Source organism: Bradyrhizobium sp. UFLA05-153 (assembly GCF_054185185.1).
Genome location: NZ_JBBIAM010000005.1, coordinates 119,357 through 143,073 on the forward strand (window position 1 = coordinate 119,357; position 23,717 = coordinate 143,073).

A 23,717-nucleotide genomic window follows, 5' to 3' on the forward strand; every position below is an offset into this window, starting at 1 on the left:
GTCCTAGAGCCCCGCTGCGACCGGCATCGGCCTGGCCTTGCCGGCACGATCCTGCTTCAAGAGCTCCGCGATCAGGAAAGCCATGTCGATCGACTGCTCGGCATTGAGGCGGGGGTCGCAGACCGTGTGATAGCGGTCGTTGAGATCCTCGTCGGTGATCGCGCGCGCGCCGCCGAGACATTCGGTGACGTCCTTGCCGGTCATCTCCAGATGCACGCCGCCGGCATGCGTTCCTTCGGCCGCGTGGATCGCGAAGAACGACTTCACCTCCGACAGAATGCGGTCGAAGGGCCGCGTCTTGTAGCCGGTGGTGGAGGTGATGGTGTTGCCGTGCATGGGATCGCAGGACCAGACCACCACCTTGCCCTCGCGCTGCACGGCGCGGATCATGTTCGGCAGATGCTCGCCGACCTTGTCGGAGCCGAAGCGGCCGATCAGCGTCAACCGTCCGGGCTCGTTGTCGGGGTTGAGCACGTCGATCAGCTTCAAGAGCTCATCGGGCTTCAGCGACGGGCCGCACTTCAGCCCGATCGGGTTCTTGATGCCGCGGAAATATTCGACATGGCCGTGGTCGAGCTGCCGCGTGCGGTCGCCGATCCAGATCATGTGGCCGCTCGTCGCGTACCAGTCGCCGGTGGTGGAATCGACGCGGGTCATCGCCTGCTCGTAGCCGAGCAGCAGCGCCTCGTGGCTGGTGTAGAAATCGGTCGCGCGCAGCTCGGGATGGCTCTCCAGATCGAGGCCGCAGGCGCGCATGAAGTTCAGCGCGTCCGAGATGCGGTCGGCCAGCTCCTTGTAGCGGCGGGACTGCGGAGAATCCTTCAGGAAGCCGAGCATCCACTGATGCACGCTGCCGAGATTGGCGAAGCCGCCGGTCGCGAACGCGCGGAGCAGGTTCAGCGTCGCCGCCGACTGGCGGTACGCCATCAGCTGGCGCTGCGGATCGGGCACACGCGCTTCCTTGGTGAAGGCGATGTCGTTGACGATATCGCCGCGATAGCTCGGCAGCTCGATACCATCGACCTTTTCCGTCGGCGAGGAGCGCGGTTTTGCGAACTGCCCGGCGATACGGCCGACCTTCACCACCGGGACGGCCCCGGCATAGGTCAGCACGACCGCCATCTGGAGCAGCACGCGGAAGAAGTCGCGGATGTTGTTGGCGCCGTGCTCGGCGAAGCTCTCGGCGCAGTCGCCGCCCTGGAGCAGGAACGCTTCGCCTGCAGCGACGCGAGCCAGCGCCTTCTTCAGATTGCGCGCTTCGCCCGCGAACACCAGCGGCGGAAAGCTCGCAAGCTGCGCCTCGACATCGGCCAACGCCTTGGCGTCGGGATAGTCGGGGACCTGCAGCACGGGCTTGCTGCGCCAGCTCTCGGGTGTCCACCGCTCGGACATCGTAAATCCTCTTTCCTAAAGCAAAAACTGCAACCTGATCTGTGGGTTGCGCGAGCCGCCTTATACACAGGCTAGCATCGCCTCGCCAGTTGTAAATCCGTTTCCGCATGCAAGCCCTTGCGAACAAAGCCGAATTCGCATTTGCTGGGGGCGTGCGGAGAAACCTTGGGGCGTGCGCTGCTCATGGACGCGGCAATCGACGACGTATTTATCGACGACATCAGCTTTCCGGCCGTCGACGGCTATTCGTTGACCGGCACCCTGTTTCTGCCGCGCGGCGTCAAGCGCCACGCCGTCCTGATCAATTCCGCGACCGCCGTCCCCCGCAAAGTCTATAGGGGCTTTGCCTCGTACCTCGCCAACCGCGGCTGCGCGGTCCTGACCTACGACTATCGCGGCATCGGCGACTCCCGCCTGCCGGCGCTGGTCGGCTACAACCAGCCGAAATCGCTGGTCGGCTTCAAGGCCTCGATGTCCGACTGGGCCGCGCTCGACGTCACCGCCGCAGTCAAATGGATGCGCGAGCGCTATCATACCCTGCCGCTCAACTATGTCGGTCATTCCTTCGGCGGCCAGGCGCTTGGGCTGATCGCGAACAACTCCGAGATTTCGCGCGCGCTGTTCGTGGCGTCCCAAGCCGCGACGTGGAAACTGATTCCGCCGCCGGAAAACTTCCGCGTGTTCGTGTTCATGAATTTCATCGGCGTGCCCGTGACCCACCTGCTCGGCTACGCGCCGCGCTGGCTCGGCATCGGCGAAGATTTGCCCAAGGGCGTGTTCCTGCAAGGCGCCAAATGGGTGAGCAGCCCGCGCCACCTCTTTGATTCCAACCTGCCGGCGCTGGCAAACTTCGCAAGCTACAAGGGCGAGCTGCGCGCCCTCGCCTTCGCCGACGATCCCTGGGCGACGCGGCCCGCGGTCGAGCTGCTCTGCTCCGGCTTCAGCGCGATCAAGCCGGAGGTGCTCACGGTCAAGCCGTCCGACGTCGGCGTCAAGACAATCGGCCACTTCGGCTTCTTCCGCCCCGACCACCGCGACACGCTCTGGCGCGGTGTGGCGGAATGGATCCAGGGGGAGTGAGGGGCTAGCGAATGATGGTCGTCAGCGCCGAGTAGCGCTTGCCCGGCTTTGCCTCACCCGGCGAAAACTGCGCGAAGGCGTCGCTGACGCGGACCGCCGGCGGCGTATCGCTGGCGAAGCGAAATTCTTTCGGCCGCGGCGCGTAGAAGTCGCGGCTGTAATAGGCGTCGTCGAAACGCGTCTCGTTGATGCCGAACAATGCGTCGCAGACGAACAGGAGTGCGTAGACTCCCGCAATCGCAGCGACGATTTCCTTGAGAACCGACATGTTGATGCCCCACCCTTTTCCGGGAGGATGCAGGCCGGTTCCAAAGGCAAGGTTTAAGACCGTGCGGCACTTGTCGGCAGGGTTGGCCGCGGGTCAGCAAATTGCAGACAATTTGAACGAATGCGTTACCGCCGGGGTATCGCCATGACAGCCGGCGCCCTTGGCTCGATCAGTTTTGGCTCAATCAATCTTGCAGTGCACTCGTTGCAGATCAGCGCGCACTCATCCGACACCAGACCAAACCTGGTGTCGAGGCCGAGCCCCAGATCCTGGCCGGCAAGGCCGGCGATGACGCCATTGCAGCTCAGGCACCTGTGCTGGGTGTCCACCCAGGAATCCGTGGCGGCTTCACGCCCAAGCGAACCATGGCGGTTCATCGCGCAATCCTCTGTACGGTCCTCAGCCTTCGTCTCGCTATATTTATCGGTATATATCGATCGCGGCAAGGCGGAGCAGCCTCCCGTCGACACCGCACCGCTTCTGAAGAATAGCCCCGTATTCATCAGGACTTTCAATCATGAAACAACAATATGACGCTGCTTCGAGTAAGCAGAGAGAAACGCTCAAGGCCGGTCGCACACTCGGCGCGGCCGCATGGACCATCGCTGTCCTTGGACTGACCGCAGGCTTCGTGGATGCGCAGAACGCACCAATCAGCCTTGCCGACAGGAGCTTCCCCGAAAGCGTGACATCAACCAGCGACGGCGCGCTTTACGTCGGCAGCTTCAACCTCGGGGGCGTGACGAGGATCACCCCAAGTGGCAAGGTCGATGCCTTCATCTCGCCGGGCGCCGGCGGCAGCCGCTCCACCCTTGGGGTTCTGGCCGACGAGAAGAGCGGCACGCTATACGTCTGCTCCAACGACCTCACCGACCTCGCCGTAGCGAGCCCGGGCGATGGCAAGGGCGCATGGCTGAAGACATTCGATCTCCGGACTGGAGCGGCCATGGGCAGCTTCGCCCTGAAAGACGACAAATCCTTCTGCAATGACATCGCGGTCGGTAACGACGGCACGGCGTACGTCACCGATTCCTTTGCCCCCTATGTCTACAGCCTGAAGCCCGGTGCGACAGCGCTCGAGGTCTGGGCAACGGATCCTGCGCTGGCGCCGGCCAAGGATGGCGTCGGCCTCGATGGCATCGCCGTCGGAGCTGATGGTCACATCTATGTGACGACCTACATTCCCGCAAAACTCTTCAGGGTTGCGGTGAAGGACGGCAAGCCCGGTGCGATCACCGAGCTCAGGCCATCGCAAGCGCTGGATCATGCCGATGCGTTGCGCGCCCATGGCAGCGGGCTGCTCCTGATCGAGGGCGCGGGCCGCCTCGACAAGGTTACGGTGAGTGGTGACGACGCGAAGATCGAGGTCGTCAAAGACGGCCTTGCGGAGCCTGTCTCGGTGACGCAGGTCGGCGATGTCGCATGGGTCGCCGAAGGCAAGCTGTCTCACCTCATCGGCCCCAACAAGGACAAGGACCCAGGACCGTTCGTACTGAAGTCCGTCGCCTTACCGAAATAAAATCATCCGCCTTGCCGGCGCCGGGGCGCACTACTCCCACGAGTTCGCGCCCCGGCGATATCGCCTACTACTTAGGTCCTAAACCGTCGCGATATCCGTACGGATATAACGTTGACGAATGTCTGCGTTCAGCGCAGAATTCCTGATGGTTTCGCCGGGATAACTGAATCCCCACTCGCTGCTGGAGCCTGCTGCGCTCCTAGCCAACCTGTTGCGTCGTGCTGCACCGCCGCGATCGGCGCACACGGTCAACCAGGCGCGGGACCGCAGACGACAAGTACAAAAAAACTCGTCAATCCCACGGAGGAAATGCATGTTCCAGCAAGCGCTCGACCAAATCTCGAAACAACTCCTTATCCGCGAACGCTATGACAATTTCATCGGCGGCAAATGGGTGGCCCCGGTGGAAGGCAAGTATTTCGATAACCCGAGCCCAATCACTGGCAGGAAGCTCTGCGCCGTGCCCCGCTCCACCGCCGCCGACATCGAGCTTGCGCTCGATGCTGCGCACAAGGCCAAGGACGCCTGGGGCAAGACGTCGGTGCAGGAGCGATCCCGGCTCCTGAACAAAATCGCCGACAAGCTCGAATCCAATCTTGACCTGCTCGCGCTCGTCGAGACGCTCGACAACGGCAAGCCGATCCGTGAGACGACCCACGCCGACATGCCGCTCGTTGTCGACCACTGGCGCTATTTCGCCAGCGTGGTACGCGCCCAAGAAGGCGGCATCTCCGAGATCGACCACGACACTGTCGCCTATCACTACCATGAGCCGCTCGGAGTCGTCGGCCAGATCATTCCCTGGAACTTCCCGATCCTGATGGCGACCTGGAAGCTGGCGCCAGCGCTGGCCGCGGGCAATTGCGTGGTGCTCAAACCGGCCGAACAGACCCCGCTCGGCATCCTCGCCGTGATGGAGCTGATCGCGGACATCCTGCCGCCAGGCGTCGTCAACGTCGTCAACGGTTTCGGCATCGAGGCCGGCAAGCCGCTCGCGCAGAACAAACGGATCGCCAAAATCGCCTTCACCGGCGAGACGACGACGGGGCGCATGATCATGCAATATGCGTCCGACAATCTCATTCCAGTGACACTAGAACTCGGCGGCAAGTCGCCGAATATCTTCTTCGCCGACGTCGCCGAGACCGATGATGACTTCCTGGACAAGGCACTCGAAGGCTTTGCCATGTTCGCGCTTAATCAGGGCGAGGTCTGCACCTGCCCGAGTCGCGTACTGGTGCAGGAGTCGATCTACGACAAATTCATGGAGAAAGCGGTCGCGCGCACCAAAAAGATCAAGCAGGGCCATCCGCTCGACCCCAGCACCATGATCGGCGCCCAAGCCTCGAACGACCAGCTCGAGAAAATCCTGTCCTACCTCGACATCGGCAAGCAGGAAGGCGCAAAAGTTCTAACTGGTGGCAACCGGGCCAAGCTGGAAGGCGAACTCGCCGAAGGCTACTACGTCGAGCCGACCATCTTCGCCGGCAACAACAAGATGCGGGTCTTCCAGGAAGAGATTTTTGGACCGGTCGTCTCCGTCACGACATTCAAGAACGAGGAAGACGCACTCGCAATCGCCAACGACACCCTGTACGGGCTCGGCGCCGGCGTCTGGACCCGCAACGGCAACCGTGCCTACCGGTTCGGCCGCGCCATCCAGGCCGGCCGTGTTTGGACGAACTGCTATCACGCCTATCCCGCGCACGCAGCGTTCGGCGGCTACAAGCAGTCCGGGATCGGGCGTGAGACCCACAAGATGATGCTGGATCACTATCAGCAGACCAAGAACGTCCTCGTCAGCTATTCGACCAAGGCGCTCGGCTTCTTCTGATCGTTCGCCGCCTGATGGCGCAGGCGCGGCCTGACCGCGCTTGCGCCCCTTTTTTATGGGATGCACGCCATGGTCAACCGGGTCGAGATCACACCAAAGGCCGCCGAAATCATCGAACGTCTCAAGGCCCAGCACGGCGCGCTGATGTTTCATCAATCCGGCGGATGCTGCGATGGCTCGGCACCGATGTGTTATCCGGTCGGCGATTTCAAGGTCGGACCGCAGGACGTGCTGCTGGGCAATATCGCCGGATGCGACTTCTATATCGGCGCCGCGCAGTTCGAGTACTGGCAACACACCCAGCTCATCATCGACGTCGTTCCCGGACGCGGATCGGGATTTTCCGTCGAAGCACCCGAGGGCGTGCGGTTTCTGACACGCAGCCGAGTCTTTACCGACGAGGAAGTCGCCGAGCTCGAGGCCGCAGGCCCACCGGCCCGGGCGGCCTGAGCTTCCTTACGGGATGCTCCGGCCGCCGTCACGCGATCCGTCTCCGTCAGACGGCGAGGTTCATCCAGACCGCCTTGGGCTCGGTGAAATTGTCGAGCGCGGCAGTGCCATGCTCGCGGCCGAGGCCGGAGTCGCGCTCGCCGCCCCAGGGCAGGCGCACGTCGGTGTAGCCATACGTATTCATCCAGACGGTACCTGCCCTTGCCTTCTTGGCAAAACGCTGGAGCTTGCCGATGTCGCGGCTCCAGACGCCGGCCGCAAGGCTATAGGCCGTGCCGTTGGCGATCCGCAGCGCGTCGGCCTCGTCCTTGAACTTGATGACGCTGACCACGGGACCAAAGATCTCCTCTTGCGAGATCCGCATCTCGTGCTCGACATTTGCAAACACGGCGGGGCTGATGAAATAGCCGCGATCGCCGACCCGCTCGCCGCCCGTGACGAGCGTTGCGCCCTCCTTCTGTCCGATATCGACATAGTCGAGGATCGACTTCATCTGCTTTTCGGAGATCACGGGGCCGAGCGTGGTCTTGCGATCGAGCGGATCGCCCATACGCAGCGATTTTGCGCGGGCGGCGAGCCGCTCCACCACCTCGTCATAAGCGCCCTCCTGCACCAGCACGCGGGAGCCGGCCGAGCAGACCTGGCCTGCGTTGAAGAAAATGCCGGAGCCGGCTGCCTTCGCGGCTGCTTCGAGATCAGCGTCGTCGAAGATGACGTTGGCCGACTTGCCACCGAGCTCGAGCGAGACTCGCTTGAAGTTGCTGGCTGCGCCTTTCATGATTCCGCGCCCCACACCCGGCGAGCCGGTGAAGGTGACCTTGTCGACATCGGGATGATTGACCAGCGCATCACCGACGACGCGGCCCGGACCGGTGACGACGTTGAAGACGCCCGGCGGCAGGCCGGCTTCGAGGGCAAGCTCGGCGATGCGCAGCGCCGACAGCGAGGTCAGCTCGGCCGGCTTCATCACCACGGTGCAGCCACAGGCGAGCGCGGGCGCGAGCTTCCACATGCCGATCATCAGCGGGAAATTCCAGGGCACGATCGCCGCGACGACGCCAACCGGCTCACGCACCGTGTAGGTCAAGGCATCGTCGCGCACGGGCACGACGTCGCCGCTGATCTTGTCGGCCCAGCCAGCGTAGTAGATCAAAGTGTCGACGGCAGCCGGGAAATCCTGGCGCAGCGTTGCAGCGATCGGCTTGCCCGCATCGATCGACTCGAGCTCGACGATCTCGTCGGCGTGGGCTTTGAGAAGCTCCGCCCAGCGGAGCAGGATCTGACCGCGTTCGGAGGCGCGCATGGTGCGCCAGGAGCCCTCGAACGCGCGCCGCGCAGCCGCCACCGCGTGCTCGACATCGGCCTCGTCGCCTTCGGCGATGGTAGCAATGACCTGCCCGGTCGCAGGATTGACGGACTTGAAGGTACGCCCGGAGCTGGCGGGGATGCGGCGGCCGTCGATCAATAGATGCTGCGGCCGGGACATGAACTCGCTGGCCGGCGAGTGCGCAAAGTCATATGCAACAGACATCATATTTCCTCCTGTTCTGGTATGCCAGACTAGGCGCCGACTGGCTGTAGTAAATATGATATCGTGTGCAAATGGACGCTTCTCATATGAAGCGAACTTCATAAGGAAAGCCAATGCTTCAGATCGAGATCGAGGCCGTCTGGCGGTTTCGCCGCGAAGGAAGCCCGCGCACCGCCGTGATCATGCTCGGCGTCCTCAAGGAGATCAGGAAGACCGGCAAGATCACCAGCGCAGCCAATGACGCGCATCTGTCCTATCGGCACGTCTGGAATCTGATCGAGCAATGGTCGGAGTTCTTCGGCACGCCTCTCGTCGAGACCCAGCGCGGCAAGGGCACCAAGCTCACCGCGTTCGGCGAGCGGCTGGTATGGGCCGGCGAACGCATGCAGGCGCGGCTCGGACCCCAGCTCGACAATCTCGCGCAGGAACTGGCGAGCGAGATCAAGCCGTTCCTCGAGCAGCGCCCCTCGGTGATCCGCGTTCATGCCAGCCACGGCTTTGCGGTGGCGAAGCTTCGCGAGTTCCTCGACCGCGAGCCCGGCATAGGCGTCGACCTGCGCTATGTCAGCAACCAGCATTCGCTGGTCTCGCTGGCGCAGGGCGCCTGTGACCTCTCGGGCCTCCACTTGCCGCACGGCGCCTTGCGAGCGCAGGGCATCAAGGCGGCGCGCGAATGGCTCGATCCGCGTGAGGACCGCATCATCAATTTCGTCACGCGCGAGATGGGGCTGATGGTTGCGCGCGGCAACCCGCTAGGCATCGGATCGATCCAGGATCTGACCGCTCCCAGGGTACGCTTCGTCAACCGCGACCATGATTCCGGCACGCGCCTGTTGTTCGACCAGTTGCTCGCCGCGAACGGCATCGACGAGAGCCGCATCAACGGCGCACAGCAGATCGAATTCACTCACGCCGCAGTCGCCGCCTATGTCGCGAGCGGTATGGCGGACGTGAGCTTTGGCGTGGAAGCGGCCGCCCGGCATTTCGGCCTCGATTTCATCCGGGTCGTGACCGAGGACTATTTCTTCGTCTGCAAGCGCGCATTCCTGGATACCGAGCCGATGCGGCGCATCCTCGAGATCATCCGCAGCGCCGAGTTTCGGGCCGCTGTCGCCGTCCTCCCGGGCTACCAGCCGACCGATACCGGCGACGTCACCGGCGTGAAGGCCTTTTTGGAGATGCACGCCGTACGGTGAAGCCATGCGGTCATGCCCACGCCGCATTAGCCCGAACCGACTGGACGAGGTCCGGGACACGCTATATCAGTTTGAATATAGCGGATGCTGGCCCGGCTAACTCGCGCAACAGGACTTGCTGAATGTTTCAACGCCGCCGATCTGCCGTCGCGCTCCGTCACGTCGCCTTCGAGGATCTCGGCCTGCTCGCGCCGGTCATGGAGCGCGAAGGCTGGAACGTCTCCTTCTGCGACGCACCGGTCGACGATCTCAGCCATCCCTCGATCAGGGATGCCGATCTCCTCGTCGTTCTCGGCGGCCCGATCGGCGTCTACGAGACCGAGAGCTATCCGTTCATCGCGCGGGAAATCGCGCTCATCGAGCACCGCCTCGGCCGGGATCTTCCGACACTCGGCATCTGCCTCGGCGCGCAGCTCATGGCGAAGGCACTTGGCGGTCACGTCAAGGAGATCGGCTGGGGACCGGTCTCGCTGACGGAGGCAGGCCTCGCCTCCTGCCTGAAACCGCTTGCCGGCACCACGCCGGTCCTGCATTGGCATGGCGACACGTTCGATCTCCCGGCTTCCGCAACGCGGCTTGCCGCCAACGAGAACTACGAAAACCAGGCATTCTCCTGCGACGGCCATGCGCTGGCGCTGCAATTCCACCTCGAGGCCGATCCGCGGCAACTCGAGGAGTGGTATGTCGGCCACGCTATCGAGCTTGCGGCGACGAAAATTTCGGTGTCGCAGCTTCGGACACGGACCGCAGAACTCTCAGGCGGACTTGCGCGCGAGGCGGATCGCGTATTCTCCGACTGGCTTCGCCAGATCGGGCACCGTGACGCATCGCTGCGCACGGCTGCGCCGTAGGAGCCTTCATGCAAAACGAATCGCCGCGTCATCAGGACGGCAGTGCCGGCGACGCCAATTACGGCGCGATCGGCAAGGGCTATGTGAATTTTCGGCGTCCCGACCCGCGCATCGCCAGCCTGATCGGGGTCGCGCTTGGCGATGCACAGACCGTTCTCAACGTCGGGGCCGGTGCCGGCTCGTACGAGCCGAAGGACCGCACGGTGACCCCGGTTGAACCCTCACAGTCGATGCGCGACCAGCGCCCGCCGCATCTTCCCGCAGCGATCGACGCCGTTGCCGAAAACCTCCCCTTCAAGGACGCTTCCTTCGACGCCGCGATGTCGACTTTCTCCGTGCATCAATGGAAAGATCTCAATGCGGGCCTGCGCGAGATGCGGCGGGTCACACGCGGTCCGGTCATCATCATGAGCTGCGAGCCGAGCGAACTCGATCGCTTCTGGCTCGACGCCTATTGCCCCGAGGTGATCGCAGTCGAGTCGGTGAGATATCCGCCGGTGCACGACATTGCGCAGGCACTCGGGGCCAACTCCGAGATCCTGTCCGTTCCCATTCCGCTGGATTGCACCGATGGCTTCAATGAAGCCTATTACGGCCGGCCGGAGATGCTGCTTGATCCCGCCGCGCGGCTCGCCTGCTCAGCTTGGAGCTTCGTCGACGACGATGCAGTGCAGCGCTTCGAGGATGCCCTCGGCCGCGATCTGGCGTCCGGCCACTGGGACGAGCGATTTGGCGAGCATCGAAAATTGCCCTCCTTTGGCGGCTCCCTCAAACTGATCGTCGGCCGGGTCTGATCCGACCGGGTAAGGCGGCGGAAACTTCTCTGTCATTGACTGATCGTCCGTGCGTGGTGACGCTGGCGGTGTCCTCGCTCGTTCCTTGACAGCAAGACGTTTCCGACAAGCATGATCCGGAAAAGTGCGAAGCGGTTTTCCGAAAAGAAGTCGGAAAGGCCTGGATCAGAGGCTGGCGATGACCGGCGCGAGCTCGACCGAGCCGCGCCAGATCATCTCGAAGGCGACGTAGACGATGATGGCGAGGCCGACATAGGCGATCCAGCGCTGCTTCTGGAGCACGCGGCCGAGCAGATCTGCGGCGACGCCCATCAGCGCGACCGACAGCAACAGGCCGAAGGCCAGGATGAACGGATGCTCGCGTGCGGCGCCCGCGACAGCCAGCACGTTGTCGAGCGACATCGAGACGTCGGCGGCGACGATCTGGAGCACCGCCTGCCGAAAAGTTTTGCGCGGCGCCTGCGCATGCGCCGTGCTCCCGGCCCCGGCATGACCGAGCGCCAGCACGCCGGCGTGGGACGACTGCTCGCGCAATTCGCGCCACATCTTCCAGCAGACCCACAGCAGCAGCACGCCGCCGGCCAGCAGAAGGCCGAGCACCTGGAGGAGCTGGGTCGCAACGCCGGCGAAAACAATGCGCAGCACGGTCGCAGCCGCGATGCCGACGATGATGGCACGGCGGCGCTGGCCGGCAGGCAGGCCCGCCGCGGCAAGGCCGATGACGACGGCATTGTCGCCGGCGAGCACGAGGTCGATCAGGACGACCTGAAACAGCGCCGTCAGCGCTTCGGGGGTGATGAATTCGCTCATGTCTGATCATTCGGACGCGAGGCTGCACCGAGCCAGTGCGGCTTGCGGCGCTCGATCCAGTCCAGGACTTTCGAGCGCTGCGAGCGCAAGCCCGGCACATCCTCGGCAAGCAGGGCAAGGCCGAGCGGCAGCATCCAGATGCCGAGCACCGGCAGAAACGACAGCACGCCGCCGACGACCAGCAGCGCGCCGGCGGGCATCCGCACCCAGCGGTTCGAGGGTCGCAGCAGGTAGGTGACGGTGCCGCTAACGCGCGGCGGCAGGCGGCCGACGAGCGCGTCAAGGCGCGGATCGCCGCCGGCGGCCTCGCCGGTGGCGCGCTCGCGCGACCTCGCGTGATCGTCGGTGCCTGCGCTCATGCTCACGCTCCGGATGCGAGGCGGCCCTCGCCGCGCGGCGTGACCCGGCTAACCGGCTTCGAGCGCGGCAGCACCAGCGTGAGCAGGCGGAGCAGCTTGATCGCCTGCACCTCATGCGGATGCACGTCCTCGTCCGCCGCGGCGACCCGCTCGGAGATGTCGATGAGATGCGCGGCCAGCGGCAGGTCCGAGACCGGGCGGAGCGTGTCGATGACGACATTGGCGAAATCAGGCTGCTCCAGCCGCTCCGCGAGCTCGTCGAACATCGCAGCAAGCCGCGCTTCGCTGACATGCGGAGCGAGCCCGTGCTCCCGGATGAAGCGGGTCACCTCCTCGCGCTCGACCGCGGCGACACGGCGGTCGGCGACGGCGACCAGCGCGCCGGCAATCACGAGCGCGGCGGCGGCCTGCTCATGCAGGCTGGAAGGTTCGGTAATCTCGCCCTGGATGGGGCGCAAAGCTTCTGCGTCAGGCATCATAGCTCCTCAAGCTTACGGTTGTGACCGCACGCGGGAAGCGATGAGGATGACTGGTCGATGAGAGCAGGTGCGCTGGGCCCAACGATCGTCCAATCCAAACGCATTCGCGCGCGGGACAGGTCATCCGACATCACGAGGTTGGCCGAGGGATCGGCGGCCTCGTCAGAGGGGCCCGGATTCTGTTGAAGGGAGAGATAAAGCTCGCCCAGGCCAAATCAAGCCGGCCGAGCTGCGACCAGCAGCCGCGGGAACGCGGCGCGCCGTTCATAAAATCGCCGTAAGGGATATCCGTCCCGTTTACCTTGTTCGCCGGCCTGCGTGGTGGCAATCTCGCGCTGGACGACCGAAGAGAGCCAGTCATGTCGCGCTTGGGCGCAAAATCGCTTCCCCAACTGAGCGTCCGGATCGATCTGGACGCCGAGGACCGGATCGGGCCCGGCAAGATCCAGCTCCTGGAGAATATTCGGGAGCACGGCTCGATCTCGGCCGCGGGCCGCGCCATGGACATGTCCTACAAGCGCGCCTGGGATCTCGTGGACGAGATCAACCGTATCTGCGGACACGCCGCAGTCGAGCCCCAGACCGGCGGCAAGAACGGCGGCGGCGCGATGCTGACCCCGTTCGGCACCGCCCTCGTCGCGCGCTACCGCAAGATCGAGCGCGACGCCGCGCGCGCCGTGCGCAAGGAGCTGATGGCGCTGAGGACGGACATCAAGCGCTCGCGCAAGGCGTGAGTCCGAACGCGCCGACTCGTGTTAGGTAGCAGTAATATCTTTGGTGTCGACGATTGTAGGGTCGCGCTGCCTGGCAGCCGTCTGAACTATTGCGTCTAACGCGGCGCCAAATGATCCAGCACAAACCGTCGCACCAACCGCACCCATCGTCGGCGTGGCGGCACCTGTTCCGAACAGGGCGAGCAGAATGCGGGTATCGGCGTTCTTCTTATTGAGCCTGCGAACGACATCTTGAATCTTGGCGGTGGACGGTTGACTGACGTAGCAGAGGCACGCAAGCGAGGTATCCGTCATATCCAGCGAAAAGAATTTCGCCGTTGATAGCGCGTCCGCTTCTTCCGCGATCGCCTCGATACCACGGTGCCGCAGCAAATAGGACAACACCAGCGCCGTCGCTTCGTCGAGCTTTCCGGATCCTGGAATGCAGAGCACCGAACGCGGTGATCTGCTTTCTTCCTCGATCAACTTGCGTTGCGCCCTTGCCTGCTCAATTGCGATCGCGGCACCGGGGTTCGCGCTCATGTCCAAGGCCGGTGAGTCCAAATCGTGGTGCGCTTCCAGGTCGGCCACCAGCTCGTCGACGGTCGAAGCAATGCGATTTAGCCGTTCTTCGTCGAGATGGCCCAATCGGCGGTCGGCTTCCGCGAGCCTCAGTCCCTCGAGCAGGATCGTATCGCAGTATTCCTCAAGTGACGCCCCTTTGAGGAACTCATGTGCTTGCTCCGCGGCTTCAAGAGGATCCCCCGCCAGCATTCGTTGATAAGCCAGCTGAGGCGGACTCAGAGGAGGTCGGTCGCCCAGCATGATTTCAAGGAACTTGAGCCGCTCGACATGCCGTCCCACGACAACGAGACATATTGTCAGAGGCGTCGCCATGACCAGTCCGACCGGACCCCAGAGCCACGTCCAGAATGACGCAGACAGGATGATTGCGACGGGAGACAGGCCAGAACTATGGCCATAGATCAATGGTTCAAGTACCTGGCCGGCGAGCAGTTCCAGAACCACGAACAACAGAGCTGTCAGCACCAGCATTTGCCAGCCCGAACCAACAGCGGCAGCGAGAATGAGCGGAAATATGGCTGAGATCAGCGCACCAATATACGGAACGAATCTTAGGATCATCGCTAGCAGCCCCCACAACGGAGCGGAGGGCACGCCGATCAATTCGAGACCCAAGCCGATTGCCAGACCGAACACCGCGTTGAAGATGATCTGGGTCAGGAAGAGTTTGCTCAGGCGCTTGCCCGCGTCGTCAAGGGCTGCCGTCGTGCGCTGAATATCGCTCGAGCCCGCAAGACGGACGAGGCGATTCCTCAGATCCTCGCGTTGCAACAGGATGAAAGTTACGAAAATGACGACGATTCCCGTCGTCGTGAGCGGCGAAAGCAAAGGCTCGATAATTTTGGCGAGCGTCGTCAGAGCACCCGGGTCGGGCTGCTTGACCTCAACGGGTATCGGAAGCGTTCTATCTGACGCTTGTCTCGAGAGCCCATTGTCCGACCGACCAGTCGTCGCCTCACCATGTTGCAGCTCTGTCCCCAGCTCCTTGAGAACGGCAGAGGCCTGTTCCAACGTTCCAGAACCGCCCATCAACCCGCGAAGGCTCTCGATCTTGTCACTCAGCGTTTGCTGATATCCGGGCAGCTTGGCGGCAAGGCGCGTTGCCTGCGATACCATGAGCCCGCCTAAACTGAATATGATCGCAAATCCGAAGAAGACGACTACGAGTACGGAAGCCGTGCGCGGAACTCGCCATGAATAGAGGCGGATGACGAAAGGCGCGAGAACGAAGCTCAAGAGAACGGCCAGTGCGACCGGAACGAAAACTTCCCGGCCGAAATACAGCGCAGCAATAATCAGCGCTGCGACGGCCATATTTATCAGCGCGCTCCCCCGCCGCTGCGTTAGCCTTGTTTGCTCGGGCTTATCCTGCAACTGCGTGGCCCTCGCTCTTAGCCGAACGATAGTCGCTCCGGCTTCGATGAAACCCCTCAGTTCACTGGACTTGGGTTCTGCAATGCGAATGGACGATTGCCGGTCGCGGCGCTACTCTTTCGGCGGATAATTCTACGCCTCTTTTCCACCTCGGGTAAGAACAAAGTAAGAGGGTGACCGCCATCTCCGCAATGCCCGCTGCCCGGGCACGCGTGAGCACGTCGATCTCGATGGATTAGTGGATCTGCGGCGCGCGGGATTGCCCTAGTTCGGCCGCACCGCCATCTCCGGCGCCGGCTGGATCAGCGCCTCGCCGAGCAGGCTTTGCTCGGCTTTCGGGATCGAGAAGCGGACCTTGAAGCCGTCCTCGGTCTCCAGCGTGATGATGCGCTGGGTCGTGTCCGTTGATTGCTCGACCACCCAGGCTGCCAGCGGATAGGCGTAGCGCAGGCTCTGGTCGCCATAGCGGGCCTTCAGCGCGGCTTCGAGCAGGCCGGGCAATGTCATGATCAGCGCGCCGACCTGGTTGAGCGAGACGCGGACCTCGGCAGGCTTGCCCGCAGCATCCTCGAACCGCAGCGCGATCGCGCCGCCATCGGGCGCGACCTCGCAGGTCGTGAGCGATTTGACGCTGATTTCCATTGCACGCTCCGACAAATGCACGCCTTCGCTATATCGCTCACGATATATCGATATCGGCCGCCTCGTCCAGCCGCCTTTTTTTGGAACCGCTCGAAACGCACAGCATGGCTCACTCACCGAATGCGTGATATACGTATGGATATAGCGAGGCCCGAACGGCCCGTTTTGACAGGGAGCGAACAAGCCAATGAGCGACTACAACCTTCTCATCGACGGCAAGATGGTGCCCGGCGACCTGACCATGCCCGTGCTCAATCCCGCGACCGAGGACGTACTGGCGCAGTGCCCGCGCGCCTCGAAGAGCCAGCTCGACGCGGCCGTGGCCGCGGCGAAAGCCGCCTACCCGGCCTGGGCCGCGACGCCGATCGAGGAGCGGCGCAAGCTCGTGATCAAGATGGCTGACGTCATCGAGGCCAATTCCGGCGAGCTCGCGCGCCTTCTGACCGCCGAGCAGGGCAAGCCGCTCACGGACGCCACCGGCGAGGTCCTCGGCATGGCCGCGTTCTTCCGTTATCTCGGCTCGCTCGAGCTGCCGATGCGGGTGATCGAGAACTCCGGCGACCGCAAGGTCGAGGCGTATCGCCGGCCGCTCGGCGTCGTCGGCGCCATCATTCCCTGGAACTATCCGCTGCTCATCCTCAGCTTCAAGCTGCCGTCGGCGCTGCTCGCCGGCAACACGCTGGTGGTGAAGCCCGCGCCGACCACGCCGCTCGCGACGCTGCGCTTTGCCGAGCTCGTCAAGGACGTGCTGCCGAAAGGCGTGCTCAACGTCATCACCGACGCCAACGATCTCGGCGGCGAGATGACCAAGCACCCTGATATCCGCAAGATCTCCTTCACCGGCTCTTCGGCCACCGGCCAGAAGGTCATGGCGAGCGCAGCGCAGACGCTCAAGCGCATCACGCTCGAGCTCGGCGGCAACGATGCCGGCATCGTGCTCGACGACGTCGATCCGAAGAAGGTCGCGCCGGGAATCTTCGAAGGCGCGTTCCAGAACTCAGGGCAAGTCTGCCTCGCCATCAAGCGGCTCTATGTCCACGAGTCCGTCTATGACGAGCTCTGCAACGAGCTGGTCGCGATCGCCAAGAACACCGTGGTCGATGACGGATCGAAGCAGGGCACCAAGCTCGGGCCGCTGCAGAACAAGATGCAGTACGAGAAGGTGAAAACGTTTCTCGAGGACGCGCGCAAGAACGGCAACGTCATCGCCGGCGGCTCGGCGATGGACCGTCCCGGCTATTTCATCGAACCGACCATCGTGCGCGACATTCAGGAGGGCTCGAAGCTGGTCGACGAGGAGCAGTTCGGCCCCGTCCTGCCGGTGATCAAATATTCCGACAAGGACGACGTGATCCGCCGCGCCAATGCCACGACCTACGGCCTCGGCGCCTCGGTGTGGTCGTCGGACATCAAGCGCGCGCACGAGGTCGCGAGCCAGCTCGAGTCCGGCACGGTGTGGATCAACAAGCATCTCGACATGGCTCCGAACATCCCGTTCGGCGGCGCCAAGCAGTCGGGCATCGGCACCGAATTCGCCGAGGAGGGCCTTGCCGAATTCACCCAGCTTCAGATCATCAACGGGCCGCCTGCGGCCTGAGGCGAAATCCGGGGTCGCTGCGCAACCGCCGCGGCCCCGCTCATTCTCACTCAAGCGGAGGCGGACGATGTTCGATGCACAAAGCGATCTTGCCGCCCTGGTCTATGAACCGCATCAGGATCCCGACACCATCTTGCGCGGCTTCGCGGCCGACCTGAATGCGCGCGGGTTGCGGGTCGTGGGCATGGTGCAGGCGGGCCATTGCGCGGACTCCAGCCTGTCGGCGGTGCTGCTTCACAACGGCGAGAAACTGCTGCTGGCGCAGGACTTCGATCCCGCCGCGAGCGGTTGCCGGCTCGATCTTGCGCGGCTCCAGAACGCCGGCGAGCAGATCGCCGAGGCGTTGGCACATGGCGCCGACCTCGTCATCATCAACCGCTTCGGCAAACGGGAGCGCAATGGCAAGGGGCTGGCTTATCTGATCGAGCGGGCGTTCAACGCCGACATCCCCGTGGTGATCGCGGTTGCAAACGACCACTTCGCCGACTGGATCAAGTTCGCCGGCGGCATGAGCGTCAAGCTCCGCTGCGAGCGCCACGCGCTCGATGCGTGGTGGCAGCGTATCGCGACGCCCTCGCCCTGCGCGGTCGAAGCCGAGCATTCCACGGTGTGCGCCGTGCTGAAGTGAAGTCGCGCCCCCTACTCGTCCCTGAGCGCTGAGAGCACCTGTCCGCCGAGCTCCGTCAAGCGGTAGGTCACCAGCGGACGGCTCGACGGCGGCTTGCGCGCGATTTCGACGACGTAACCGCGGACCATCAGCGCTTCGAAGCTCCCGTAATAGCCGTGCATGCTGATCTGGCTCTGTCGCTGCGCCCTGAACTCGCGCAACGCGCGGATCTCGTTGCCCGACAGCAGCGACCTGCGGACCCGCCGCACCAGTTTTGCCCTCTGCTGGAGCCAGGCCTCATCGGGCAACACCCGCGATGGCTCGATCGGCTCGCCGCACGGCGCAGTCTCCGGGACCACCGCCGCCTTCGTCGCCCCTGCGCTGACCGATTGCTTGGCGAGATCGAGTGCTGCGACCGGCCATCGGCGGCTCCTGTCCACCATGACCGGCGGCGGCACGACATTGTCGCGGACCAGCTGCTCGAAGCGGCCGGCGGTGACGCCGACATAGGCGGCCGCGCGGCGCCGATCGATCAAACCGTGCGGCTCCGCCGCCAGCGCGCACGCGCTTTTCCCGTCCACCGCCCAAATCCCCCTGTTCGGCCGCGCCCCCTGGCCGCCGCGGGCGAAAACTAGGGCCAGAGGCTGTTCTCGAAAAGCAGAGAATTTCGTACGCCTTGCTGCCGAATCGGCAACAGCTATAGTCGCGCGATGCGATTTCATGCCCCCGCCCTGTACTACTTCCACGCCGTGCGCCGGACCGGCTCGATCCGCGCCGCGGCGCGGACCCTCAACGTCGCCTCCTCGGCGGTCAGCCGGCAGGTCCTCAAGCTGGAAGAGGAGATCGGCGCGCCGCTGTTCGAGCGGACGGCGCGCGGGCTGACATTGACCACGGTCGGCGAGATGCTCGCCCGGCACGTCATGACCGTGCTCCAGGACCACGACCGCTTTCGCTCCGACGTCCAGTCGCTGTCCGGGACATGGCGCGGCTCGGTGAGCATCGCCTGCATCGAGTCGCTCGCTGAATCGCTGCTGCCCGGCCTGATCGCGTCGCATCGCGGCCGCGCCCGCCGCGTCACTTTCACCACGCAGGTGATGGGATCAGCCGACGTGCTGGACGCGCTGAGCCGCGGCGAAGCCGACATCGGCATTGCCATGGCGCTGCGCCATCCCCAGGATCTGCGCCAGGTCGCGCTGAAGCGCTTCCGGTTAGGGGCGATCGTTGCGGCCGATCATCCGCTGGCGCGGCGCCGGACCGTGACGCTGGCGCAATCCCTCGCCTTTCCGATCATTCACGCGCTTCCGGAGCTGTCGATCTACCACCTGCTGCAACCGCTCATCGCGCAGCTTGCCGAAACGCCCGAGCCCGCCGTGCAGGCCAATTCCATCGACCTGATGCGCGAGCTTGCGGCGCGCGGCGTCGGCGTTGCGATCCAGACCCAGATCGGCATCGGCCGCCTCGCCAATAGCGGACAGCTCAAATTCCTGCCGCTGGACAACGCCGGCAGTCCGGTGTGGTCGGACCTCGGCGTCTATGTTCGCGCCGAACGGGTCCTGCCCGCCTATACCGAGTCGTTCCTCCAGGAGCTGGTGCGCGAGCTCGGCGATCGCGAACGGCAGGAGAACGCCGACCACGGCAAGGTCGGCGCGTAAGGCGCCCCTACTCCGCCGCCTGCCGCACGTGGCGCGCGGTCGGGGTGCGCATGGTGACGAGCTCTTCGGCGGCGGTCGGATGCAGCGCGGTCGACGGCGTGGCTGTGCGCATTGGAGAGAAGTCCGGCAAAGATCGAATCGTAACCATTGGGATCACTACTTGCGCACCATCATGCACACCTTTTGGTTACGTTAAACGTTGCAGAACCCGTCAAAAGGCATAACCGGCGGCATCGGTGAGGTTCGGAGGATAGCAACATGCGGCCAAATTGGCGGTTCCTGACCGCGTTGGCTTTCGTGGTCGCGCATCTGGCTTTGCCAGTCACGGCAATTGCTCAAAATGCCCCTCAAGCTCCCGCTCAGCCGTCGAGCCCCATCGTCACGTACGATCTCGAGGCGCATATCGCACAGACATTGGCGCCGGAGCTGCGCTACTATGCGTTCCAGGAGAAGATCAAAGTCCCCTTCATGCTGCATGACCTCGATCGCGACGGCGCGATCACCGAGGTCGACCGCCAGCGCAACCGCCAGCGCCACGAGGCCATGCAGCGCGGGCGGCAGATCAGCCTGATGTTCCAGGCCGACCTGGACGGTGATGGCACGGTCTCCGCCGAGGAGCTCACGATCTTCGCGCGCCATCTGTCGCATTTCGTTCCTGGCGAAGGACCCGAGGCCGACGCGCGGCGGAGCGAGCAGGCGCGCCGCGTCGTCGAGAGCAGCATGCGCGCCGATATCGATGGCGACGGCAAGATCGACTGGAATGAGGCCATAGCTCACGCGCGAAAATTCCCGACACCACTCGGAATCGATTTCGACGCGGTCTACCGCGTCCTGGCGAGCTATGACGCCGACGGTGACGGCAAGACCACGTTCAAGGAATATGCCGACGCGATGGAGCGGCGGTTTGCCGACGTCGATACCGACGGCGACGGCGTGATCTCGCGGACCGAATTCGACGGCTATTGGCAACGATCGGGTTTGCCGGCGCCGAGGGTCATCGAGACGCAACTAAGCTACGACGAAAAGCTGGCGATCGAGTGCGCCGTTCCCAAGCCTGCAAAGGACGACAGGTTCGTGCTTTTCAACGGCTACGAGCCGCTCGCCCTGTCGACGGCCGCGATCGGCTCTCAGGACAAAAAAACGTTTACGACCAAGGTGATCATCGAGCCCGGCCGCGAGCCACTGTACCTGGTGATGATCGCGTCGAACCGCACGATCTGGCAATTCGAAGGCGCGGTCGACCGCGTGAAGCACCTCGTCCTGGCCGGGGGATCGGGCAACGAAGGCCAAGGCCCCGCAGTCGGCGCCACCGGGCTTTCCAGGGAGAACGTCACGATTGGCAAATCGGGCCGGTGTGACAGCTTCTGGGTCAACATGACCGAACGCAATCCGAAGGAGACGTCTTTTCGAACCAGGCTCCTCTTCGGACGCGAACCGGACATTGCCGTGACCGCCAAGCGAATGTGGAATCTCAGGCTGCCGTCGGGAAATATCTCCGCTCCGAGCGAGGCCGACCAGACCGGGACATTTGCCAATCTGAATCCTGAGTGGCGCGATATTCGCGAAGACCTTCTTCAGTCTTGCCCGGGAGGGCTGATGTCCGTGGAGCCCGACTCGGTCCTCGGCGGCCAGCCCGTCACACGTTACGAGGTCTTGCCGGTCCAGGCCGGGCTGTTGCAACTGCTGACCGAAGGGGCGCTTGTCCGCAATGCGCGCGGGGACTTCGTCGTCACCCGCCAGACCCGCTTTCCGGCAGGCTTGGCAGGCGGCAATTCCGTCAGCTTCATCGTTCCCAACGGCGTGCCCCGGCCAGCCGGCCATCCCGGCCACTCCAAGGTGACAATGGAGTAGATGGTGCCATGATCTGCCACGTCCTGAACAAACTGTCATTGCCGGTTCTGCCGTTGCTCGCGATCGCGATGACGCTGCTCACTGGCGGCGCATTCGCCCAACGCGCGCCAGCACCGGCCGCGCCCACGCAATCGCCGTTCGGACGCGCCATCCGGACCGGTGACACGCTCGCGCAATATCTCGACAGGTGCCGCGCGGAGTTTCGCAAGATCGACGTCAATGGCGATGGCGGGATCACCGAGGCCGACCTCAAGCTGCAATACCAGCTCAACGAGGCCGCCGCTCGCGCCGGGACGCTGCCGTCGCTGCTCCAGTTCGATCTCGAAGGCGACGGTGTGGTCACGCGCGCAGAGGTCGAAACCTTCCTCGCCGGAAGCATGATCACGATATTGATGCAACAGAGCGGCGGCGACACCGCCGCCGCAGAACGTCAATTTCAGTCGGCGGTCACGCAGGCGATGGCGCCGGACACCAACGGCGACGGCCGTATCGATGCCGCGGAGATGCTTGCGATCGGCGCGAAGCGCGCGATCCACTTCGATAGCAATTCCCCGCAGACAATCGCGCTCACGCTCGATGAGAACAGTGACGGTCGGGTCACGCGGGAGGAATATCTTCAGGCCGCAGAGGCAGCCTTTCGCAGGCTCGACAGCGACGCTGACGGCGTCCTCTCCAGAGAGGAGATCGAAGCCCTCCGCAGTCAGAACATTCAGGCGCCGAAGAGCGCCAAGTGAAGACCCCTACTCCGCCGCCTGCCGCACGTGGCGCGCGGTCGGGGTGCGCATGGTGACGAGCTCTTCGGCCGCGGTCGGATGCAGCGCGATGGTGGCGTCGAAGTCGGCCTTGGTCGCCTTCATCTTCACGGCGATCGCGACCGCCTGGATGATCTCGGCGGCGGCATCGCCGACGATGTGGCAGCCGAGCACGCGGTCGGAGGTGCCGTCAACGATGAGCTTCATCAAGACGCGGGTGTCGCGGCCGGACATCGTCGCCTTGATCGGGCGGAACGTCGCCTTGTAGATGTCGACGTGGCTGAATTGCGCGCGCGCTTCGGTCTCGGTGAGGCCGACGGTGCCCACCTCCGGCTGCGAGAAAACGGCGGTCGGGATGTTGGCGTGGTCGACCCGCACCTCGCGCTTGCCGAACACGGTGTCGGCGAAGGCGTGGCCCTCGCGGATCGCGACCGGCGTCAAATTGTGGCGATGGGTGACGTCGCCGATGGCGTAGATGCTGTCGACCGAGCTCTTCGAGAAGCCGTCGACCGCGATTCCGCCGTTCTTCGGATTGATGGCAACGCCGGCCTTCTCGAGGCCCAGATTGGCGACGGCGGGATGGCGGCCGATCGCGAACATCACCTGGTCCGAGGCGACGCTCGAGCCGTTCGACAGATGGCTGGTGAACTCGTCACCGTAACGATCGACCTTGGTCACCGTGCAGCCGGTCAGGATGGTGATGCCCTGCTTCTCCATCTCGCTGCGGACATGAGCGCGGACGTCGTCGTCAAAACCGCGCAAAATATTGTCGCCGCGATAGATCACGGTGACGTCGGAGCCGAAGCCGGCAAGAATCCCGGCGAATTCCAGCGCGATATAGCCGCCGCCCTGGATCACGATCCGCTTCGGCAACTTCTTGAGATGAAACGCTTCGTTGGAGGAGATCACATGCTCGATGCCGGGGATCGCCGAGCCATGGTTGGGCGCGCCTCCGGTGGCGATCAGGATGTATCTTGCTGTGATTGTCTTGTCGTTCTCGAGCAGGCGGATGGTGTGGGCATCCTCGATGACCGCGCGGCTCTTGACGATCCGCGCGCCCGACTTCTCGACATTCGTTGTGTAGGCCGCCTCGAGCCGCGCGATCTCCTTGTCCTTGTTGGCGATCAGCGTCGGCCAGTCGAAGCTTGCGGACGGAATGGTCCAGCCGAAGCCCGCGGCATCCTCGATCTCGTGGCGGACATGCGATCCGATCACGAACAGCTTTTTCGGCACGCAGCCGCGGATCACGCAGGTCCCGCCCATGCGGTACTCTTCCGCGATCATCACGCGTGCGCCGTGACCGGCCGCGATGCGAGCGGCGCGCACGCCGCCCGAACCACCACCGATGACAAAGAGGTCGACGTCGAATTCAGCCATTGTC

25 protein-coding genes are annotated in these 23,717 nt (G+C 63.9%); 13 read left to right on the forward strand and 12 right to left on the reverse strand.

The annotated features are described in order from the left end of the window. Nucleotides 1-3: 3 nt before the first annotated feature. Complete coding sequence (locus tag Q2941_RS05365; protein ID WP_027523636.1) at nt 4-1,392, reverse strand: class II 3-deoxy-7-phosphoheptulonate synthase; 1,389 nt, start codon at nt 1,390-1,392, stop codon at nt 4-6. A 183-nt stretch (nt 1,393-1,575) separates the two neighbouring features. Here Q2941_RS05365 and Q2941_RS05370 point away from each other — a divergent pair, with 183 nt between their 5' ends. Next, complete coding sequence (locus tag Q2941_RS05370; protein WP_458191904.1) at nt 1,576-2,472, forward strand: alpha/beta hydrolase family protein; 897 nt, start codon at nt 1,576-1,578, stop codon at nt 2,470-2,472. Between the two features lie 4 nt (nt 2,473-2,476). On the opposite strand, the gene Q2941_RS05375 is transcribed toward Q2941_RS05370, so the two are convergent. Beyond that, nucleotides 2,477-2,740, reverse strand: a complete 264-nt coding sequence (locus tag Q2941_RS05375) for a hypothetical protein (RefSeq protein ID WP_458191846.1) — start codon at nt 2,738-2,740, stop codon at nt 2,477-2,479. A gap of 125 nt (nt 2,741-2,865) precedes the next feature. After that, nucleotides 2,866-3,117 (reverse strand): hypothetical protein, encoded by a 252-nt coding sequence (locus tag Q2941_RS05380; protein ID WP_156944366.1) that lies wholly within the window; start codon nt 3,115-3,117, stop codon nt 2,866-2,868. Between the two features lie 140 nt (nt 3,118-3,257). Between Q2941_RS05380 and Q2941_RS05385 the strand changes: the two genes are divergently transcribed. The 3 genes from Q2941_RS05385 to Q2941_RS05395 all read left to right on the forward strand — a co-directional run bounded on the left by Q2941_RS05385 (nt 3,258) and on the right by Q2941_RS05395 (nt 6,543). Continuing rightward, nucleotides 3,258-4,259 carry an NHL repeat-containing protein gene (locus Q2941_RS05385; protein WP_458191847.1) on the forward strand — a complete coding sequence of 334 codons (1,002 nt, stop codon included), beginning with the start codon at nt 3,258-3,260 and terminating at the stop codon, nt 4,257-4,259. A gap of 313 nt (nt 4,260-4,572) precedes the next feature. Continuing rightward, nucleotides 4,573-6,093, forward strand: coding sequence for an aldehyde dehydrogenase (adh, locus tag Q2941_RS05390; RefSeq protein WP_458191848.1), 1,521 nt, complete (start codon nt 4,573-4,575; stop codon nt 6,091-6,093). Nucleotides 6,094-6,162: 69 nt separating this feature from the next. Next, complete coding sequence (locus tag Q2941_RS05395; protein WP_027523630.1) at nt 6,163-6,543, forward strand: DUF779 domain-containing protein; 381 nt, start codon at nt 6,163-6,165, stop codon at nt 6,541-6,543. A gap of 46 nt (nt 6,544-6,589) precedes the next feature. On the opposite strand, the gene Q2941_RS05400 is transcribed toward Q2941_RS05395, so the two are convergent. Beyond that, on the reverse strand, nt 6,590-8,074 hold the full coding sequence (locus Q2941_RS05400; protein WP_458191849.1) for an aldehyde dehydrogenase family protein: 1,485 nt from the start codon (nt 8,072-8,074) through the stop codon (nt 6,590-6,592). Nucleotides 8,075-8,187: 113 nt separating this feature from the next. On the opposite strand from Q2941_RS05400, the gene Q2941_RS05405 reads away from it, so the two are divergent. The 3 genes from Q2941_RS05405 (at nt 8,188) to Q2941_RS05415 (ending at nt 10,915) form a co-directional block, all read left to right on the forward strand. Beyond that, nucleotides 8,188-9,270, forward strand: coding sequence for a substrate-binding domain-containing protein (locus Q2941_RS05405; protein WP_458191850.1), 1,083 nt, complete (start codon nt 8,188-8,190; stop codon nt 9,268-9,270). Between the two features lie 122 nt (nt 9,271-9,392). Beyond that, nucleotides 9,393-10,121 carry a glutamine amidotransferase gene (locus Q2941_RS05410; RefSeq protein WP_458191851.1) on the forward strand — a complete coding sequence of 243 codons (729 nt, stop codon included), beginning with the start codon at nt 9,393-9,395 and terminating at the stop codon, nt 10,119-10,121. 8 nt (nt 10,122-10,129) lie between these two features. Then, a complete protein-coding gene (locus tag Q2941_RS05415; RefSeq protein WP_458191852.1) occupies nt 10,130-10,915 on the forward strand; it encodes a class I SAM-dependent methyltransferase in 786 nt (261 codons plus the stop codon). A gap of 165 nt (nt 10,916-11,080) precedes the next feature. Here Q2941_RS05415 and Q2941_RS05420 read toward each other — a convergent pair whose 3' ends face one another. From Q2941_RS05420 to Q2941_RS05430, 3 genes are read right to left on the reverse strand one after another with little or no spacing between them, the layout of a single operon-like run. Beyond that, a complete protein-coding gene (locus tag Q2941_RS05420; RefSeq protein WP_458191853.1) occupies nt 11,081-11,725 on the reverse strand; it encodes a TerC family protein in 645 nt (214 codons plus the stop codon). Then, on the reverse strand, nt 11,722-12,084 hold the full coding sequence (locus tag Q2941_RS05425; protein WP_254112932.1) for a hypothetical protein: 363 nt from the start codon (nt 12,082-12,084) through the stop codon (nt 11,722-11,724). Before Q2941_RS05425 ends, Q2941_RS05420 begins: the two co-directional genes overlap by 4 nt. Before the next feature lie 2 nt (nt 12,085-12,086). Next, the gene (locus Q2941_RS05430) at nt 12,087-12,560 is read right to left on the reverse strand and encodes a TerB family tellurite resistance protein (protein ID WP_458191854.1); all 474 of its coding nucleotides are present in this window, start codon (nt 12,558-12,560) and stop codon (nt 12,087-12,089) included. 362 nt (nt 12,561-12,922) lie between these two features. On the opposite strand from Q2941_RS05430, the gene Q2941_RS05435 reads away from it, so the two are divergent. Next, on the forward strand, nt 12,923-13,297 hold the full coding sequence (locus Q2941_RS05435; protein WP_458191855.1) for a winged helix-turn-helix domain-containing protein: 375 nt from the start codon (nt 12,923-12,925) through the stop codon (nt 13,295-13,297). Nucleotides 13,298-13,318: 21 nt separating this feature from the next. On the opposite strand, the gene Q2941_RS05440 is transcribed toward Q2941_RS05435, so the two are convergent. Beyond that, nucleotides 13,319-15,175, reverse strand: a complete 1,857-nt coding sequence (locus tag Q2941_RS05440; protein WP_458191856.1) for an AI-2E family transporter — start codon at nt 15,173-15,175, stop codon at nt 13,319-13,321. Between the two features lie 324 nt (nt 15,176-15,499). After that, nucleotides 15,500-15,877: a hypothetical protein gene (locus Q2941_RS05445; RefSeq protein ID WP_027523620.1), complete on the reverse strand. Its 378-nt coding sequence runs from the start codon at nt 15,875-15,877 to the stop codon at nt 15,500-15,502. Nucleotides 15,878-16,064: 187 nt separating this feature from the next. On the opposite strand from Q2941_RS05445, the gene Q2941_RS05450 reads away from it, so the two are divergent. Continuing rightward, complete coding sequence (locus tag Q2941_RS05450) at nt 16,065-17,474, forward strand: aldehyde dehydrogenase family protein (RefSeq protein ID WP_458191857.1); 1,410 nt, start codon at nt 16,065-16,067, stop codon at nt 17,472-17,474. A gap of 67 nt (nt 17,475-17,541) precedes the next feature. Continuing rightward, nucleotides 17,542-18,102 carry a DUF2478 domain-containing protein gene (locus Q2941_RS05455; RefSeq protein WP_027523618.1) on the forward strand — a complete coding sequence of 187 codons (561 nt, stop codon included), beginning with the start codon at nt 17,542-17,544 and terminating at the stop codon, nt 18,100-18,102. Nucleotides 18,103-18,113: 11 nt separating this feature from the next. On the opposite strand, the gene Q2941_RS05460 is transcribed toward Q2941_RS05455, so the two are convergent. Continuing rightward, a complete protein-coding gene (locus Q2941_RS05460; protein ID WP_254112940.1) occupies nt 18,114-18,662 on the reverse strand; it encodes a hypothetical protein in 549 nt (182 codons plus the stop codon). Between the two features lie 129 nt (nt 18,663-18,791). On the opposite strand from Q2941_RS05460, the gene Q2941_RS05465 reads away from it, so the two are divergent. Continuing rightward, nucleotides 18,792-19,733: a LysR family transcriptional regulator gene (locus tag Q2941_RS05465; RefSeq protein ID WP_254112941.1), complete on the forward strand. Its 942-nt coding sequence runs from the start codon at nt 18,792-18,794 to the stop codon at nt 19,731-19,733. A gap of 7 nt (nt 19,734-19,740) precedes the next feature. Here Q2941_RS05465 and Q2941_RS05470 read toward each other — a convergent pair whose 3' ends face one another. Next, nucleotides 19,741-19,863 carry a hypothetical protein gene (locus Q2941_RS05470; RefSeq protein ID WP_256576076.1) on the reverse strand — a complete coding sequence of 41 codons (123 nt, stop codon included), beginning with the start codon at nt 19,861-19,863 and terminating at the stop codon, nt 19,741-19,743. 128 nt (nt 19,864-19,991) lie between these two features. Here Q2941_RS05470 and Q2941_RS05475 point away from each other — a divergent pair, with 128 nt between their 5' ends. Both Q2941_RS05475 and Q2941_RS05480 read left to right on the forward strand, forming a co-directional pair. Further along, entirely contained in the window at nt 19,992-21,584 is a 1,593-nt protein-coding gene (locus Q2941_RS05475) for a CREC-EF hand family protein (protein WP_254112942.1), read from the forward strand. An 8-nt stretch (nt 21,585-21,592) separates the two neighbouring features. Continuing rightward, a complete protein-coding gene (locus Q2941_RS05480) occupies nt 21,593-22,318 on the forward strand; it encodes an EF-hand domain-containing protein (protein WP_254112943.1) in 726 nt (241 codons plus the stop codon). Between the two features lie 6 nt (nt 22,319-22,324). On the opposite strand, the gene gor is transcribed toward Q2941_RS05480, so the two are convergent. Further along, nucleotides 22,325-23,713 (reverse strand): glutathione-disulfide reductase, encoded by a 1,389-nt coding sequence (gor, locus tag Q2941_RS05485; protein WP_458191858.1) that lies wholly within the window; start codon nt 23,711-23,713, stop codon nt 22,325-22,327. Nucleotides 23,714-23,717: the final 4 nt, after the last annotated feature.

What these genes read in the sequence shown, in the direction of transcription:
- Q2941_RS05410 (WP_458191851.1), top strand. Translation starts at nt 9,393, where the DNA reads ATGTTTCAACGCCGCCGATCTGCCGTCGCGCTCCGTCACGTCGCCTTC.
- Q2941_RS05420 (WP_458191853.1), bottom strand. Translation starts at nt 11,725, where the DNA reads ATGAGCGAATTCATCACCCCCGAAGCGCTGACGGCGCTGTTTCAGGTC.
- Q2941_RS05385 (WP_458191847.1), top strand. Translation starts at nt 3,258, where the DNA reads ATGAAACAACAATATGACGCTGCTTCGAGTAAGCAGAGAGAAACGCTC.
- Q2941_RS05430 (WP_458191854.1), bottom strand. Translation starts at nt 12,560, where the DNA reads ATGCCTGACGCAGAAGCTTTGCGCCCCATCCAGGGCGAGATTACCGAA.
- Q2941_RS05365 (WP_027523636.1), bottom strand. Translation starts at nt 1,392, where the DNA reads ATGTCCGAGCGGTGGACACCCGAGAGCTGGCGCAGCAAGCCCGTGCTG.
- Q2941_RS05435 (WP_458191855.1), top strand. Translation starts at nt 12,923, where the DNA reads ATGTCGCGCTTGGGCGCAAAATCGCTTCCCCAACTGAGCGTCCGGATC.
- Q2941_RS05480 (WP_254112943.1), top strand. Translation starts at nt 21,593, where the DNA reads ATGATCTGCCACGTCCTGAACAAACTGTCATTGCCGGTTCTGCCGTTG.
- Q2941_RS05405 (WP_458191850.1), top strand. Translation starts at nt 8,188, where the DNA reads ATGCTTCAGATCGAGATCGAGGCCGTCTGGCGGTTTCGCCGCGAAGGA.
- Q2941_RS05465 (WP_254112941.1), top strand. Translation starts at nt 18,792, where the DNA reads ATGCGATTTCATGCCCCCGCCCTGTACTACTTCCACGCCGTGCGCCGG.
- Q2941_RS05395 (WP_027523630.1), top strand. Translation starts at nt 6,163, where the DNA reads ATGGTCAACCGGGTCGAGATCACACCAAAGGCCGCCGAAATCATCGAA.
- Q2941_RS05400 (WP_458191849.1), bottom strand. Translation starts at nt 8,074, where the DNA reads ATGTCTGTTGCATATGACTTTGCGCACTCGCCGGCCAGCGAGTTCATG.
- Q2941_RS05380 (WP_156944366.1), bottom strand. Translation starts at nt 3,117, where the DNA reads ATGAACCGCCATGGTTCGCTTGGGCGTGAAGCCGCCACGGATTCCTGG.
- gor (WP_458191858.1), bottom strand. Translation starts at nt 23,713, where the DNA reads ATGGCTGAATTCGACGTCGACCTCTTTGTCATCGGTGGTGGTTCGGGC.
- Q2941_RS05375 (WP_458191846.1), bottom strand. Translation starts at nt 2,740, where the DNA reads ATGTCGGTTCTCAAGGAAATCGTCGCTGCGATTGCGGGAGTCTACGCA.
- Q2941_RS05450 (WP_458191857.1), top strand. Translation starts at nt 16,065, where the DNA reads ATGAGCGACTACAACCTTCTCATCGACGGCAAGATGGTGCCCGGCGAC.
- Q2941_RS05445 (WP_027523620.1), bottom strand. Translation starts at nt 15,877, where the DNA reads ATGGAAATCAGCGTCAAATCGCTCACGACCTGCGAGGTCGCGCCCGAT.
- Q2941_RS05440 (WP_458191856.1), bottom strand. Translation starts at nt 15,175, where the DNA reads ATGGCCGTCGCAGCGCTGATTATTGCTGCGCTGTATTTCGGCCGGGAA.
- adh (WP_458191848.1), top strand. Translation starts at nt 4,573, where the DNA reads ATGTTCCAGCAAGCGCTCGACCAAATCTCGAAACAACTCCTTATCCGC.
- Q2941_RS05455 (WP_027523618.1), top strand. Translation starts at nt 17,542, where the DNA reads ATGTTCGATGCACAAAGCGATCTTGCCGCCCTGGTCTATGAACCGCAT.
- Q2941_RS05415 (WP_458191852.1), top strand. Translation starts at nt 10,130, where the DNA reads ATGCAAAACGAATCGCCGCGTCATCAGGACGGCAGTGCCGGCGACGCC.
- Q2941_RS05425 (WP_254112932.1), bottom strand. Translation starts at nt 12,084, where the DNA reads ATGAGCGCAGGCACCGACGATCACGCGAGGTCGCGCGAGCGCGCCACC.
- Q2941_RS05370 (WP_458191904.1), top strand. Translation starts at nt 1,576, where the DNA reads ATGGACGCGGCAATCGACGACGTATTTATCGACGACATCAGCTTTCCG.
- Q2941_RS05475 (WP_254112942.1), top strand. Translation starts at nt 19,992, where the DNA reads ATGCGGCCAAATTGGCGGTTCCTGACCGCGTTGGCTTTCGTGGTCGCG.